The organism is Streptomyces sp. NPDC005004, from assembly GCF_053600675.1.
In genome coordinates, this window is record NZ_JBSGAH010000021.1 from 55,809 (window position 1) to 69,705 (window position 13,897).

15 protein-coding genes are annotated in these 13,897 nt (G+C 72.9%); 8 read left to right on the top strand and 7 right to left on the bottom strand.

The genetic code is table 11. The features are described from left to right. Positions 1–89: 89 nt before the first annotated feature. The gene (gene ctaD / locus ACWEEU_RS25770; protein WP_451735239.1) at positions 90–1,766 is read left to right on the top strand and encodes an aa3-type cytochrome oxidase subunit I; all 1,677 of its coding nucleotides are present in this window, start codon (positions 90–92) and stop codon (positions 1,764–1,766) included. Then, on the top strand, positions 1,763–2,149 hold the full coding sequence (gene ctaF, locus ACWEEU_RS25775) for an aa3-type cytochrome oxidase subunit IV (RefSeq protein ID WP_385746359.1): 387 nt from the start codon (positions 1,763–1,765) through the stop codon (positions 2,147–2,149). Before ctaD ends, ctaF begins: the two co-directional genes overlap by 4 nt. On the opposite strand, the gene qcrB is transcribed toward ctaF, so the two are convergent. After that, complete coding sequence (qcrB, locus tag ACWEEU_RS25780) at positions 2,082–3,599, bottom strand: cytochrome bc1 complex cytochrome b subunit (RefSeq protein WP_451735241.1); 1,518 nt, start codon at positions 3,597–3,599, stop codon at positions 2,082–2,084. The two genes, ctaF and qcrB, sit on opposite strands and share 68 nt — an antisense overlap. 227 nt (positions 3,600–3,826) lie before the next feature. Here qcrB and ACWEEU_RS25785 point away from each other — a divergent pair, with 227 nt between their 5' ends. After that, on the top strand, positions 3,827–4,105 hold the full coding sequence (locus ACWEEU_RS25785) for a hypothetical protein (RefSeq protein WP_385746355.1): 279 nt from the start codon (positions 3,827–3,829) through the stop codon (positions 4,103–4,105). On the opposite strand, the gene ACWEEU_RS25790 is transcribed toward ACWEEU_RS25785, so the two are convergent. Both ACWEEU_RS25790 and ACWEEU_RS25795 read right to left on the bottom strand, forming a co-directional pair. Further along, positions 4,092–4,778: a UdgX family uracil-DNA binding protein gene (locus tag ACWEEU_RS25790; RefSeq protein ID WP_385746353.1), complete on the bottom strand. Its 687-nt coding sequence runs from the start codon at positions 4,776–4,778 to the stop codon at positions 4,092–4,094. The two genes, ACWEEU_RS25785 and ACWEEU_RS25790, sit on opposite strands and share 14 nt — an antisense overlap. Before the next feature lie 16 nt (positions 4,779–4,794). Continuing rightward, entirely contained in the window at positions 4,795–5,148 is a 354-nt protein-coding gene (locus ACWEEU_RS25795; RefSeq protein ID WP_385746351.1) for a DUF6343 family protein, read from the bottom strand. A 262-nt stretch (positions 5,149–5,410) separates the two neighbouring features. Between ACWEEU_RS25795 and ACWEEU_RS25800 the strand changes: the two genes are divergently transcribed. Together ACWEEU_RS25800 and ACWEEU_RS25805 are read left to right on the top strand one after the other, a co-directional pair. Further along, the gene (locus ACWEEU_RS25800) at positions 5,411–5,995 is read left to right on the top strand and encodes a hypothetical protein (RefSeq protein WP_451735244.1); all 585 of its coding nucleotides are present in this window, start codon (positions 5,411–5,413) and stop codon (positions 5,993–5,995) included. Positions 5,996–6,029: 34 nt separating this feature from the next. Further along, positions 6,030–6,509 carry a hypothetical protein gene (locus ACWEEU_RS25805; RefSeq protein WP_385744135.1) on the top strand — a complete coding sequence of 160 codons (480 nt, stop codon included), beginning with the start codon at positions 6,030–6,032 and terminating at the stop codon, positions 6,507–6,509. A 36-nt stretch (positions 6,510–6,545) separates the two neighbouring features. Here the strand turns inward: ACWEEU_RS25805 and ACWEEU_RS25810 are convergent, their stop codons facing one another. Then, entirely contained in the window at positions 6,546–7,838 is a 1,293-nt protein-coding gene (locus ACWEEU_RS25810; RefSeq protein ID WP_451735246.1) for a PP2C family protein-serine/threonine phosphatase, read from the bottom strand. Positions 7,839–8,079: 241 nt separating this feature from the next. Here ACWEEU_RS25810 and ACWEEU_RS25815 point away from each other — a divergent pair, with 241 nt between their 5' ends. Then, entirely contained in the window at positions 8,080–8,673 is a 594-nt protein-coding gene (locus ACWEEU_RS25815; RefSeq protein ID WP_451735248.1) for a rhodanese-like domain-containing protein, read from the top strand. 22 nt (positions 8,674–8,695) lie between these two features. Here the strand turns inward: ACWEEU_RS25815 and ACWEEU_RS25820 are convergent, their stop codons facing one another. Beyond that, the gene (locus ACWEEU_RS25820) at positions 8,696–10,414 is read right to left on the bottom strand and encodes a sensor histidine kinase (protein ID WP_385744130.1); all 1,719 of its coding nucleotides are present in this window, start codon (positions 10,412–10,414) and stop codon (positions 8,696–8,698) included. A gap of 344 nt (positions 10,415–10,758) precedes the next feature. Here ACWEEU_RS25820 and ACWEEU_RS25825 point away from each other — a divergent pair, with 344 nt between their 5' ends. Continuing rightward, the gene (locus ACWEEU_RS25825; protein ID WP_451735250.1) at positions 10,759–11,220 is read left to right on the top strand and encodes a pyridoxamine 5'-phosphate oxidase family protein; all 462 of its coding nucleotides are present in this window, start codon (positions 10,759–10,761) and stop codon (positions 11,218–11,220) included. A gap of 19 nt (positions 11,221–11,239) precedes the next feature. Here ACWEEU_RS25825 and ACWEEU_RS25830 read toward each other — a convergent pair whose 3' ends face one another. Further along, positions 11,240–11,935, bottom strand: coding sequence for a helix-turn-helix domain-containing protein (locus ACWEEU_RS25830; RefSeq protein WP_451735252.1), 696 nt, complete (start codon positions 11,933–11,935; stop codon positions 11,240–11,242). 65 nt (positions 11,936–12,000) lie between these two features. Continuing rightward, positions 12,001–13,110, bottom strand: coding sequence for a zinc-dependent alcohol dehydrogenase family protein (locus ACWEEU_RS25835; protein WP_451735254.1), 1,110 nt, complete (start codon positions 13,108–13,110; stop codon positions 12,001–12,003). Between the two features lie 302 nt (positions 13,111–13,412). Between ACWEEU_RS25835 and ACWEEU_RS25840 the strand changes: the two genes are divergently transcribed. Beyond that, positions 13,413–13,820, top strand: coding sequence for an STAS domain-containing protein (locus ACWEEU_RS25840; RefSeq protein WP_385744122.1), 408 nt, complete (start codon positions 13,413–13,415; stop codon positions 13,818–13,820). The last annotated feature ends 77 nt before the right edge of the window (positions 13,821–13,897 follow it).

The following is a 13,897-nucleotide window of genomic DNA, read 5'->3' on the forward strand; positions in this document are numbered from 1 at the left end:
CCAGACCCAGGGGAGCCCGGCCGCCCCCGGCGTGGCGTATGCCCGATTCGCTCCGGTGCGTCGTAGCGTCGCAGCGGACGAGGAGGGCCATGACCGGAGTGTCGCCGCAGCTCGGTACGCGTCGCCCGGCGGAGACCGGCTCGCCGCCGCGGGTGGGGGCCGCGCTGCTGCGATGGACCTCGACCACCGACCACAAGGTGATCGGGCGGCTCTACATGGTCACGTCGTTCTGCTTCTTCCTGCTCGCCGGGCTCCTCGCGCTCGGGATGCGGGCCGAACTCGCCCGCCCGGGGCTCCAGTTGCTGTCGGAGCAGTCGTACAACGAGTTCGTCACCATCCACGGCACGATCATGATGCTGCTGTTCGCGACGCCGATGTTCGCGGGTTTCGCGAACGCCGTGATGCCGCTTCAGATCGGCGCGCCGGACGTGGCCTTCCCCCGGCTCAACGCGTTGTCGTACTGGATGTATCTGTTCGGCGGACTGATGGTGGTGTCGGGGTTCCTGGTCCCCGGCGGCGCGGCCGCGTTCGGCTGGTTCGCGTACGCGCCCCTGAACAGCGCGTACCACTCGCCCGGCGCGGGCGGTGATCTGTGGGTGATGGGGCTGGTGGTGACCGGTGTGTCGACCACGCTCGGGGCCGTCAACTTCATCGCCACGATCATGTGTCTCCGCGCCCCCGGGATGACCATGTTCCGGATGCCCATCTTCACCTGGAACGTGCTGTTCACCTCGATCCTGGTGCTGCCCTCGTTCCCGGTGCTCACGGCCGCGCTGCTCGCACTGGAGTCGGACCGCAAGTTCGGCTCGCACGTCTTCGACGCGGCGAACGGGGGAGCCCTGCTGTGGCAGCACCTGTTCTGGTTCTTCGGGCACCCCGAGGTCTACATCGTGGCGCTGCCGTTCTTCGGGATCGTCTCCGAGATCCTGCCGGTCTTCTCCCGCAAGCCGCTCTTCGGGTACCTGCCGATGATCGGCGCCACCACCGGCATCACCATGTTGTCCGCGGTGGTGTGGGCGCACCATATGTTCGCGACCGGAGCGGTGTTGCTGCCGTTCTTCTCGATGATGTCGTTCCTCATCGCGGTCCCCACCGGCATCAAGTTCTTCGCGTGGATCGGCACCATGATGAAGGGGTCGATCTCGTTCGAGACGCCCATGCTGTGGTCGCTGGGCTTCCTGGTGTCCTTCCTCCTCGGCGGGCTCAGCGGAGTGCTCATCGCCTCGCCGCCGCTGGACTTCCACCTCACCGACTCGTACTTCATCGTGGCGCATCTGCACTACGTGCTGTTCGGCACCGTGGTGTTCGCGATGTTCGCGGGCTTCTACTTCTGGTGGCCGAAGTTCACCGGCAAGATGCTGGACGAACGGCTCGGGAAGATCCACTTCTGGCTGCTGTTCCCGGGCTTCCAGCTCACCTTCCTCGTCCAGCACTGGCTGGGCGAGGAAGGGATGCCCCGCCGGTACGCGGACTACCTGCCCTCAGACGGCTTCACCCTGCTCAACACCCTCTCCACGGCCGGCGCCTTCCTGCTCGGCGTCTCCACCCTCCCCTTCCTCTACAACGTGTGGCGCACCACCACGAAAGGCACGACCGTCGCCCTGGACGACCCCTGGGGGTACGGCCGCGGCCTGGAGTGGACGACCTCCTGCCCGCCGCCCCGGCACAACTTCGTGGCGCTGCCCCGGGTCCGCTCGGAGTCGCCCGCCTTCGACCTGCACCACCCCGAGGTCCCCCAGCGGGCCGGAGAGAAGGGCTGGACATGAAGGCCGAGGCCATGCTCTTCGGCGGGGTCGCGCTGTTCTTCGCGGGCGCCGCCGCGCTCTACGGCGTCTGGTCCGCCGACCCCACCGGCACCGCCGCGCTGGTCGTCGCCTGTCTGATGGCCGGGCTGATCGCGTTCTTCTGCGCGGTGCAGTACCACCGCCGGGGACCGCGCGCCCAGGACCGTACGAGGGCGGAGGTGGCCGACACGGTCGGACCGGTGGCGTTCTTCCCGCCCGCCAGCGTCTGGCCCGTCGTCACCGGGTTCGGGTTCGCGCTGACCGCGACCGGTGTCGTCTTCGGGCTGTGGCTGTTCCTCATCGGCTGTGGCGTTCTGGCTCGCGGGGTCCTCGGTCTGGTGTTCCAGTACGCGGCGGAGCGCTGAGCCGCCTCGGCGCTCCCGGGCGGAACCTCTCCACCGGCCGGTGGTCGCTCTCGTAGCCGCCGGTCAGCCCCTGTCGCACCTCCCCGCTCTCCGTGCCCTCCGCCAGTTCCTCGCGCTCCGCGTCCAGCAGGGCGCGGCACACGCCGCGGGTCACGAGGAACGCGAGCACCGGTCCCAGCACCAGGGCGACGCGCAGGATCCAGGTCAGCGCGTTCACCGAGACCCGGAAGCTCTGCGCGATGATGTCGTTGGCCCCCGCGAGCAGCAGGACGCCGTAGAAGACCACGGCGGCCACGCCGATCCCGGTGCGCACCGGGCGCTCGCGCGGCCGGTCGGCCAGGTGCCGCTCCCGCCGCCCCTCGCCCGTCAGCCGCTGCTCCACGAAGGGGTAGGCGTAGAGCAGCATGAAGATCACGCCGGGCAGCACCACGGCCGGGATCAGCACGTTCCCCATGAAGGTGTGCCCGGCGACGTTCGTCTCCCACGGTGGCATCAGCCGCAGCGCGCCCTCCAGGAACCCGACGTACCAGTCCGGCTGCGAGCCGGTCGACACCTGGTCCGGACGGTACGGGCCGAACAGCCACACCGGGTTGATCTGCGCCACGGCCGCCAGCACGAACAGCACCCCCGCCGTGATCAGGGACAGCCCGATCGAGGAGGCCGCGAACTGCGGGAAGAGGGGTCTGCCGACGACGTCGCGGTTGGTGCGCCCGGGGCCGCGCCACTGGGTGTGCTTGAGGTGGAACACCAGGAGCAGATGCACCGTCACCAGCGCGATCAGCACGCCCGGCACCAGCAGGATGTGCACCGGATACAGCCGGGAGACGATGTCGTGGCCCGGGAACTGGCCGCCGAAGGCGAACATCGCCACATAGGTGCCCACCAGCGGAATCGACTGCATGATGCCCTGCGCGATGCGCAGCCCGGTACCGGAGAGCAGATCGTCGGGGAGCGAGTAACCGGCGAAGCCCTCGGCCAGCGCGAGCACGAGCAGCGTCACGCCGACCATCCAGTTCGCCTCCCGGGGCCGGCGGAATGCGCCCGTGAGGAACACCCGCAGCATGTGCGCGCCGATCGCGGCGACGAAGACCAGCGCGGCCCAGTGGTGCGCCTGCCGGACCAGCAGTCCGCCGCGCACGTCGAAGCTGATCCGCAGGGTGGAGTCGAAGGCGGCGGACACCAGGGTGCCGCGCAGCGGCGCGTACGCGCCGGCGTAGACGACCTCGCCCATGTCCGGCTCGAAGAAGAAGGTCAGCCAGGTGCCGGTCAGCAGCAGCACGACGAGGCTGTACAGCGCCAGCTCGCCCAGCAGGAAGGACCAGTGGTCGGGGAACGCCTTGCGCAGCAGTCCGCCCGCGCCCTCGTACACCGGCAGCCGTGTGTCCAGCGCATCGGCGATCCGCTCGCCCCGCCTCGTGCCCGCCGAGCCTGTCGAGCCGTTCGAGCCCATCGCGCACCGCTCCCTCGCCGCTTCTGGTCATACACCTAGCCCGGCGCGCGCCGGTCCAGCGTCCGGACAGCCCGGTGCACCCCGGGCGGCACACGCACCGCACCCGATCGGCGGAGCCTCCCGAAGCCGCCGTAGGGTCGTTCGGGCGTCGCTCAGGCATATGCAGAACGACCGTGCGGCCGTCATCGACCGCAACCTCTCCCCAGGGCGTCGCCGTTACGTGAGGTATGAGGGACGGCGCGCACGGGCAGGAGAGCGACCGCCGAGCACCCGGTGAGGTGCACTGGTTCCGGCTCGACTGTCGCGACGACGACTGCCCGTGGTGCCGTGTGCTCCTGCTCCCGGGGCACGCGGGCGACGACGAACCGTCGTCGCCCGTCCCTCGCCCCGGCTGCCGCCGGTGCCGCCTGACGCGCGCGACGGACCTGGTGCGGGTGGTGATGGTGCCCTTCGCGTCCCTGGTCACCGTCGCCGCGGCCCTCACCACCACCCTCAGGGTCCGATGAGTTCCGCGACCAGTGCGAGGTCCGAGACCAGGCCGCCGTACACCGCCTCCCGGTCGTCCGCGCGCAGGACCGCCGAGGGATGGATCGTCGCGACCAGACCGCGGACGCCCGCTTCGGACGCCTTTCCGCCGGACGCGCCGTCTCCGTCGAGGCCGGGCCAGGGCAGCAGCGTGCCGCGGTCCCGGGTGACCCGGAAGTCCGGGCCGAGCAGCGCCTTGCCCGCCGTCGCGCCGAGCGCGACCACGATCTTTGGTGCGACCACCCGGAGTTCGGCCGCCAGCCAGGGCCGGCAGGCCATCGTCTCGCGCAGGCTCGGCGCCTTGTGGACACGGCGCTTGCGGCCCGGCTGGACGGTGAACTTGAAATGCTTGACCGCGTTGGTGACGTAGGCGCACCCGGGGTCGAGTCCCGCGTCCGCGAGCGCCCGCTCCAGGACCCCGCCCGCCGGTCCGACGAACGGCCGGCCCTGCCGGTCCTCCTGGTCCCCGGGCTGCTCGCCGACGAGCATCAGCCGCGCGCCCGCCTCGCCCTCCCCGAAGACGGTCCGCGTGGCGTCCCGGTACAGCGGGCAGCCATGGCACTCGGCGGCCGCCCGGCGCAGCCCGGGCAGACCGGCGCGTGGTCCCGGAAGGTAGGGCGTCGCGTCGTACGACGTGCCGTCGGCGCCGGTCACGAGGGGTCCGTCCCGGTCACAGCGTCTCCTCCTCCCGGGGCCAGCCGTCCCGCTCCCGCGCGCGGCGCCGCAGGACGACCACGAGGTCCACGAGTCCGAGCAGCGCGAAGACGGCGCAGATGGCGGCCAGGACGCTCAGCTCCATCGCGCTCGGATTGCTGACCGGCGTCGACCTGCTCGCCCACACGCCGAAGACGACCGTGCCGAACAGGAACGCCAGCACGCCGATCGCGCTGAGGACGAGGCGCAGCTTCAGCGCGCTGCGGGCCCTGACGGGCTCGCTGCCGGTGCGCTCCCAGCGACGGCCGACCAGGCCGGAACGCGAACGCGGAACGCCTGCCGGATTCGCCGGGGAACGCCGTTGCCGCATGAGAGCCTCCCGCTGTCGCCGAGGGACGGAGCCCGCGGCCGGTCCGCGGACAAGCCCTTGAACGGTCCGCGAGGCTCCGGCGCGCCCCGCGTACCCGGACGGGGCCGGCGCAACCACGCCCCCGCCCCCCGCCGCCCACCGGCACACGCGGCAGGTGTGCCCGAGGGGGCCGGGGGCAGTCGGAGGGGGAACGACGGAACCCCGTCAGGCGACGGGACTCGTCACCGGATCGCACTCGTCGACGGACCCATGGGGAGGTCCCATGTCCACCACAGAAACGCTGATCGCCATCATCGTCCCCATCGTGGTCATCCTGGCGCTGATCACCTTGGTCGTCTTCTTCGTGGTACGCCGCCGCCGGCTGCGCGAGCGCTTCGGACCCGAGTACGACAGGGCCGTACGCTCCGGCGACGGCAGGCTGGCCGCCGAGCGCGAGCTGCACTCCCGGGAGAAGCGGCACCGCGACCTCGACATCCGCGAACTGCCCCCGGGCGCCCGTGAGCGGTACACCGAGGACTGGGACAAGGCCCAGCAGGACTTCGTGGACCACCCGGACCGCAGCGTCACGGACGCCGACCGGCTGGTCACCCAGCTGATGCGGGACCGCGGCTACCCGACGGAAGGCTTCGAGCAGCGGCTCAAGGATCTCTCCGTGGAGCATGCGAACACGCTGGAGCACTACCGCGCCGCCCACGACGTCAGCCGACGCAACGAGCAGGGCGAGGCGACCACCGAGGAACTGCGCGGCGCCATGGTGCACTACCGCGCCCTGTTCCAGGAACTGCTAGGCGGCAGCGACGGCACCGGCGGTACGCACCGGCGCGGGGACTCGCCGCACGCTGCCTGACCGTACGCCCGAGGACAAGGAAGGGAAACCCGCCATGTCGCACCACACCCACTCCGACGCCACCGACACCGGACTGACCACCGAGGACCTGGCGCACCCCGAGCGCCGCGCCGCGCCCGAGACGCCGCCCGCCTATCCGGGCGAGGGCACCGCCATGCCGGATGGGCGGGCGACGGCCGAGGGTGCCGGGGGCGCCGAGGACCGGCAGCCCGGCGGCCGGGCCGAGCGAACGCCCGAGCCGGACGCCGAGCCGCTGATCGAGCCCAAGGAGGCGGAGGACTACCGCGAGCGCTGGACGCGCATCCAGGGCACCTTCGTGGACGACCCGAAGGACGCGGTCCACTCGGCCGACGCGCTGGTGGCCGAGGTCATCCAGTCCCTGGCCGAGACCTTCGCCGACCACAAGAAGGAACTCGAAGCCCAGTGGAGCCGGGGCCAGGAGGTCGAGACGGAGGGGCTGCGGGTGGCGCTCCAGCAGTACCGCACCTTCTTCAACAAGCTGCTCCACGCCTGACGGCCCGTCCGTGCGGTCCGCCGATCGCCCTCCGCCTCACCTCGGCAGGCGGAGGGCGATCAGCGCGACGTCGTCGCTGCCGTTGGGCAGCATCCCCGCCATCAGCTCGTCGCACATCGTGTCCAGGCCCTGGTCGACCAGGGCCGCCGCGTGCTGGCGCAGCCGGGTGAGGCTGTGGTCGAGGGGCTCGCTGCGGCGCTCCACCAGACCGTCGGTGTAGAGCAGGAGGGTGCCGCCGGGCGGCAGCGGGATCGACGCGCTCGACCGGAGGGCCGCCGGGTCGACCCCGAGCACCATGCCGTGCGCGTCCTCCAGATACCTCGTGTCGCCGCCCGCGCTCACCAGCAACGGCGGCAGATGGCCGGCCCGGCTCCAGTGCAGGGTGTGGCGGCCGTCGTCGCCGGGGCCCTTGAGCAGGGCGTACACACAGGTGGCCGTCTGGTGCGGATTGAGGGCGGCGATGGCGAGGTCCAGGCGGCGCAGAATGTGTCCGGGGGGCTCCTGGCGGTCGCAGGCGATGCCCCGGAGCATGTTGCGGATCTGGCTCATCGTCACCGCGGCCTGGAGGTCATGGCCCGTCACATCGCCGATGATGAGAGTGGTGTCGCCGCCGGGCAGTACGAAACTGTCGTACCAGTCCCCGCCGATCTGCGCGGTGGAGGTCGCGGGGGAGTAGCGCGCGGCGATCCGCAGACCGTCCACCACCGGCAGGGCCGGCAGCAGCGAGCGCTGCATGCGCTCGGCGATGGTCTGCACCTCGGCGTGCAGACGCGCGTTGTCGACGTACAGCGCGGCGCGGTGGGCGAGCCCCTCCACGAGGTCCAGGTCGCCCTCCGTCAGGGGCGGGCGGTCCGGGCCGCGGCCCAGGGTCAGCGCGCCGAGGATACGGCGCCGGGCCCGCAGCGGCGCCACGACGCCGGACGCCCCGCCCATGCGCCGGAACAGCGTGGAGTTGATCGCGTGCAGCGGATCGCTCGGCGCGCTCTCCGGGACGAACTCCCCGGGGGTCAGCAGCAGGGCGCCCGAACCGCGCAGCACCCGGGCCCAGGGGCCGTCGGAGTCCTCGCGTACGGCGGGCAGGACGCCGGTGAGCCCCGTGACCGGGGTGTGCGGGTCGTGATGGGTGACGCAGACGCGCTCCAGCCGCCCGGCCTCGTCCATGACGTCGGCGACGCTCCAGTCGGCCAGCGCGGGGACGAGGACCCGGCACATCCGGCGCAGCCCCTTGACCGCGTCCAGGGTGCTCGCCAGGACGGCGCCGGTCTGGTTCAACAGGGTGAGGCGGTCGAGCGCCTCCTGCAGTGCCGCGTCCACCTCGAAGCTGTCCATGGCCTTCCCCTACCCGGTCCGGGTGGATTCGCTCCGCCCGAACCGGGAGGAAACGCCTCATCGGGGGTGGGGTGGCCGCCCTCCGACCGGGCCCGGCGGTGGTGGCCGCGGGCGACCGGCGCCGGCGCAGTCCGAGTGAGATGCCGTGCCCGGTGGGGCCGTGCGCGCCGACCGTGAACGCTCCATGAAGCCGTACCCGCCACAGGGCGCTTTCCCGCCGCCCGTACCGTACATTCCGGCCATGGCCAATTTCCCCACCCCGGTCGTTCTCGGCACCGAGCAGGTCCGCGCGCGGCTGGACGAGTTCATCGTGATCGACGTGCGTACGGCGGGCGAGTACGGCTCGGGGCATCTGCCCGGTGCCCTCAACGTCCCGTTGGACCAGGTGCGGCGGGCGCTGCCCGAGATCGAGCAGGCCGCGCGGCACGGGGAGGTGCTCGTGGTGTGCGCCTCGGGGGCGCGGGCGGAGAGCGCGAGCCGGTTGCTGGCGGAGCAGGGGATCGTGACCGCGACCCTGGAGGGCGGCACCGGAGCCTGGGCCGCGCGGGGGTACGAGCTGACCGTGCCGCCCGCCGCCGAGGCCAGGGCGGTGTGGGGGATGGAACGCCAGGTCCGCTTCACGGCGGGCACGCTGGTGCTCCTCGGACTGGTGCTCGGGTGGCTCGTGCACCCGGCCTTCCCACTCCTGTCGGCCGCGATCGCGGGCGGGCTCGTCTTCTCCGCGCTCACCAACACCTGCGGCATGGCCGTCGTCCTCGGCAAGCTGCCGTACAACCGCCCCCGCACCGCCGACCACCTCGACACGGCCCTCGTCGCGCTGCGCGCCCACGCGTGAGCCCCGGCTCCCGGCGTGAGCCTCAGGTGACGGGGAGCGGCACCCGCCAGTCCACCACGGTGCCGCCGCCCTCCGGCGTCGCCGTCTCCAGCCGTCCGCCCGACTGCTCCGCCCGCTCGGCCATGTTGCGCAGCCCGCTGCGGCGGCCGCCGGAGGGGACGCCGACGCCGTTGTCCGAGACCCGCAGCCGGACCTCGCGGCCGTCGGTGGTGAGCAGCACGTCGGCGCGGTCGGCGCGGGCGTGCCGGGCGATGTTGGTGAGGGCCTCGGAGAGGACGGCCACCACGTCGTCGGCGATCGCCGCCGGCACCTCGGTGTCGATCAGCCCCTCCATGCGCACCCCGGGCGCGAAGCCCAGCACGGGCGCCGCCTCCCCGGCGATCCGCACGACCCGCGACCGCAGCCCGCTGCCGGTCGCGCCGTCGCGGGTGCGCAGACCGAAGATGGTCGAGCGGATGATCTTGATGGTCTCGTCCAGGTCGTCCACCGCGCGCAGCACCCGCTCGGCCGCCTTCGGGTGCTCGATGAAGCGGCCCGCGCTCTGGAGGGTCATCCCGGTGGCGAACAGCCGCTGGATGGCCAGGTCGTGCAGGTCGCGCGCGATCCGGTCGCGGTCTTCGAGCACCGCGAGCTGCTGCGCGTCCTGACGGCGTTCGGCCAGCTCCATCGCGAGCGCGGCCTGCCCGGCGAAGCCCTGGAGCAGCTCGGTCTCCTTCTCCGAGAACGGCGACGCCCCCGCCTCGCGCGCCAGCAGCACCACACCGCGCATCCCGCCCTCGCCGGTGCCGATGGGCACGGCCACGGCGGGACCGAGCCCCTTGAAGAGCGTCGGGTCGGCGTCTATCCGGTCGTCCCGCGTGATGTCGTCGCTGGTCACCGGCACGGCGGAGGAGTACGCGAGCCCCATCAGCCCCTCGTCGAGCGGCTGGACGAGTCCCCGGTGCGCCTCCGCGCCCGCCCCCACGGCGATCTCCACGGTCAGCGAGACGGTGTTCTCCACCGGCATCGCCACGGCGGCCAGCGCCGAGCCGGTGATGTCCCGGGCGCGCTCGGCGATCAGGTCGAGGGCCTCGGCGCGCTCGCTGCCGAGCATCAGCCGGTGGGTGATCTCCGCGTTCGCCAGCAGCCAGCGCTCGCGCAGCCGCGAGTCCTCGTACAGCCGGGCGTTGTCGATGGCGACCCCGGCCGCGACGGCCAGGGTGGACAGGACCGACTCGTCCTCCTCGTCGAACTCCGCCCCGCCGCGCTTCTCGGTGAGGTACAGATTGCCGAACACCTGGTCGCGGACCCGGATGGGCACTCCGAGGAAGCTCTGCATCGGGGGGTGGTTGGGCGGGAAGCCGTACGACGCCGGGTGCTCGGAGATCTTCGACAGGCGCAGCGGCTCGGGGTGGCGGATCAGCTCGCCGAGGATGCCGTGGCCCTGCGGGTAGGGGCCGATCTCGGTGATCTTCTCGTCCGAGACGCCGACGGTGTGGAAGGCGGAGAGCGTACGGCCGTCGGGGCCGATGACGCCCAGCGCCGCGTACTCGGCGTCGACCAGCACCGCCGCCGCCTCCACGATGGAGTGCAGCGCCTGCTCCAGGTCGAGTTCGCGCCCGACGCTGAGCACCGCCTCCAGCAGGCTGTGCACGCGGTCCCGGGTGCCCCTGGCCGCGTCGATCCGGGCCTGCAACTCCTCCAGCAGCTCGTCGAGCTTCAGTTGCGGCAGCAGCACGCGGGGCTCCTTGGAGCTTGCCACCACGTTCCTCCACGTCCCTCGGCGCGCGAACCCGGCACCGTCCAGGTCGTCGTCTCCACCGTATCGGTCCCCGGTGGGCCCCGGTACGCGGAACCGGCGACCCGGTGACCACCCGGCGGACCCGCGTGGTCGCACGCGTGCGACAGGGCGTCCGGCCTCCGCCAGGTGGGGGAGGGGGAGGATCGACCGGCCCGTCAACCCAGGGCCGAACGGCACTGGAAGGGCGGCAGGCGGTGGACCACAGTGGACCGAGGAGCGGCACCGGTCCCCCGCGGTGCCGCTCCGCCCACGAGGCGCCGCCCCACCCTCCCCGGGCGCCGACGGCCGACCGGAGAGCCGTGTCCATGAAGAAGCAACCCGTGCCCTGCGACCAGCGCCCGGCGCGCCGACGTGCCGACCTCGACCGGGCCGAGGCACTGCGGCTGCTGGGCAGCGTGTCCCTCGGCAGAATCGTTTTTACACAGGACGCGCTGCCCACCGTCCGCCCGGTCAACCACGTGCTGGACGGCGGCGACATCGTCATCCGCACCCACGAGGGCGCGGCACTCACCTCGCAGGCACTGCGGGACGGCGGGGGCGGGGTGGTCGTCGCCTACGAGGCGGACGCCATCGACCCCGAGACCCACCTCGGCTGGAGCGTGGTGGTCACCGGGTACGCCCGGCTGGTCACCGACCCGGCCGAACTCGCCCGCATCCGGGCCCTGTTGGTGCCGTGGGCGCCGCAGCAGGGGATGGACTACGCGGTGCGGATCCGGCCGGGACTCGTCACCGGGGTGCTGCTGGACGACCTGGCTCTGGAGGACTGAGCGGGAGGGGCGGCGCCGCTCACGCCGTGATGCGCCGACCTGTCACCGCGTCCGGGGCGAGCCGCACCCACACGTCCCGCGTGCCGCCCGCCCAGGGGCCCGAATAGGCGCGTTCGGCCAGCTCCTCGCGTTCGCCGGGGTCGGTCACGATGTGGGCGTCGCCGCGCACGAGCACGCTCCAGCCCCGGCTGAAGGCGTCGTCGATCCGGTCCACCTCGAAGGCCACCCGCTCGCCGTCCGCGAGCGCGGGTGTGGCGTTGGCGGCGGTCCGGAAGACGATCGTGTTGTCCACCACGGTGTAGTTCACGGGCACGACCACCGGGCCGTCCTCCGGAACGACCGCGAGCCTGCCGACCCCGTGGTCGCCGAGCAGGGCCCGGCACTCCTCGGTGCCGATCGACTCGAACCGGGCGCCGCGGGCCGCCTGCCCGGGTCCCGGCGGCTGGTCGACGGTGCCGCCGGTCAGGTCGGGCACCGTCGTCTCCAGCGCGTCGGCCAGCCTGAGCAGCACCTCGGCGCCCGGCGCGGCCTCGGGATGGCCCTCCAGATAGCGGAGATAACCGGACGCCATGCCCGCGCGCTCCGCCGCCTCCTCCCGCGTCAGCCCGAGCTGCGCGCGCCGGGCCGCGAGCCGTCGGCCCAGGTCGCCCCGGGGCGTCCCGGACACGTCCGCCGCGTCCGGGGGTGTGGTCGTCCGTCCGGTCGGCTCGGTCACGTCCGTCACCTCTGCTCTCGCCTGGTCGTGTGTACGGCGGCCGTCGCGGGGCCCGCGGGTCCCGCTCAGTCCTGGGAGCCCGGGGAGCCCGGGGAGCCCGTGGATGCCGTGGAGTCCGTGGGGACTACCTCGTAGCGCTCCGCACCGAGTACCACCTTCAGCGCGGCCGTCTCGGCGGCGTGCGCGAAGACGTCGTACGCCTCCTCCATGTCGTCCAGCGGGAAGGTGTGGGTGACCAGCTCACCGGTCGGCAGACCGCCGGCCGCCATCATGCGCAGCAGCGTCGGGGTGGAGTACGTGTCCACCAGGCCGGTCGTGATCGTCACGTCCCTGCTCCACAGGTCCTCCAGGTGCAGGGTGGCGGGGGCGCCGTGCACGCCGATGTTGGCGACACGGCCGCCGGGCCGTACCAGCCGGGTGCACAGCTCGAAGGTCTCCGGCACGCCGACCGCTTCCAGGACCACGTCGGCGCCGAGCCCGCCGGTGAGGTCGTCCACGAGCTGTCCGGGGTCCTCGTCGGCCAGGACGACGGCGTCCGCGCCGAGCCGCCGGGCCGCGTCCAGGCGGGACCGGGCCAGGTCCACCACGATGATCCGCTCGGGGCTGAACATCCGCGCGGTGATGATCGCCGCGAGCCCGATCGGACCCGCGCCGACGATCACCACCGTGTCGCCGGGGCGCACCTGCCCGTTGAGGACCCCGACCTCGTAGGAGGTGGGGAAGATGTCCGCGAGCAGCACGGCGTCCTCGCCGCGCACGGTCGCGGGCAGCGGGTGGACGGAGAGGTCGGCGTACGGGACGCGGACGTACTCGGCCTGCGTGCCGTCGACGAGGTGCCCGAGGATCCAGCCGCCTCCGCCCTGGCACTGGCCGTAACGGCTCTCGCGGCAGAACCGGCAGCGGCCGCAGGAGGTGATGCAGGACAGCAGCACGCGGTCGCCGGGCCGTACGGTGCGCACGTCGCCGCCGATGTCGACGACCTCCCCGACGGCCTCGTGCCCCAGCACGGTCCCGGGGGGCACCTCGGGCACGTCGCCCTTGAGAATGTGCAGGTCGGTGCCGCAGATGGTGACCACACCGACCTTCACGATCGCGTCGGTCGGCTCCTTGATCGCGGGGTCCGGCACGTCTTGCCAGGACGCCTGGCCCGGCCCCTCGAAGACATAGCCCTTCATGCCACTCGCTCCTCACCGTCGTCGCCCGGTGCGCGGGTACCGGATACGGCTCCGCACTTCCACCATCGCGCGAGATGGGCCGACGCGCTTGGGCCGGGTGGCCCACGGGGGTGGCCGGGCGGGGGCGGGGCCGGTCAGAGGCGCGTGCCGTACGGCGGCGCCCGTGGCGTCCGCCCGGGGACCACCCGCTTCCGCGCGGGGCGTGCGGCGCTCGGCGGCGGTTTCACGCGGTGCCGGGTGGGTGGGCAGGTGGGGCCGAACAGCCCTTCCGGACCGGTGGGGGTTTCCGGTTCGCTCGTCGTATGTCCGAGAACCACACGATGCGTGACGAGACCCGGTCCGGCGGACCGGAGACGGCGGCCGACGCGGCGACCGTCGTGGCCCTGCGCGGTGAGATCGACCTGCTCACGGCGCCGGAGTGGGCGGCACGGCTCGACACGCTCACCGCGCGGGAACATCCGGATCTGGTGCTGGATCTGCGCCCCGTGGAGTTCATCGACTGCACCGGGCTCGGCGTGCTGTGCCGGACCCGCAACCGGACCCGGGACCGGCGGGGCAGGCTGCGGCTGGTCGCGGACAGCGAGGAGTTCCTGCGGCTGCTGCGCACCACCGGGCTCGGCGGCGCCTTCGACGTACAGCCGGGGCTGCCCGCGCCCGCGGCGGATGCCCTGGTCACCGGGGGTGCGCCGCGCGAGGGGGCCGCCCGATGAGCGCGGGGCGACGGCTGCGGCACTGGCTGTGCCGGTGGCGGGGCCGCGGTTACCGGTTGCTACGGCGGTCCGGCCTC

Coding starts and splice junctions, on each gene's coding strand:
- ctaD (WP_451735239.1), top strand. CDS start 90: ATGACCGGAGTGTCGCCGCAGCTCGGTACGCGTCGCCCGGCGGAGACC.
- ctaF (WP_385746359.1), top strand. CDS start 1,763: ATGAAGGCCGAGGCCATGCTCTTCGGCGGGGTCGCGCTGTTCTTCGCG.
- qcrB (WP_451735241.1), bottom strand. CDS start 3,599: ATGGGCTCGAACGGCTCGACAGGCTCGGCGGGCACGAGGCGGGGCGAG.
- ACWEEU_RS25785 (WP_385746355.1), top strand. CDS start 3,827: ATGAGGGACGGCGCGCACGGGCAGGAGAGCGACCGCCGAGCACCCGGT.
- ACWEEU_RS25795 (WP_385746351.1), bottom strand. CDS start 5,148: ATGCGGCAACGGCGTTCCCCGGCGAATCCGGCAGGCGTTCCGCGTTCG.
- ACWEEU_RS25800 (WP_451735244.1), top strand. CDS start 5,411: ATGTCCACCACAGAAACGCTGATCGCCATCATCGTCCCCATCGTGGTC.
- ACWEEU_RS25805 (WP_385744135.1), top strand. CDS start 6,030: ATGTCGCACCACACCCACTCCGACGCCACCGACACCGGACTGACCACC.
- ACWEEU_RS25810 (WP_451735246.1), bottom strand. CDS start 7,838: ATGGACAGCTTCGAGGTGGACGCGGCACTGCAGGAGGCGCTCGACCGC.
- ACWEEU_RS25815 (WP_451735248.1), top strand. CDS start 8,080: ATGGCCAATTTCCCCACCCCGGTCGTTCTCGGCACCGAGCAGGTCCGC.
- ACWEEU_RS25825 (WP_451735250.1), top strand. CDS start 10,759: ATGAAGAAGCAACCCGTGCCCTGCGACCAGCGCCCGGCGCGCCGACGT.
- ACWEEU_RS25835 (WP_451735254.1), bottom strand. CDS start 13,110: ATGAAGGGCTATGTCTTCGAGGGGCCGGGCCAGGCGTCCTGGCAAGAC.
- ACWEEU_RS25840 (WP_385744122.1), top strand. CDS start 13,413: ATGTCCGAGAACCACACGATGCGTGACGAGACCCGGTCCGGCGGACCG.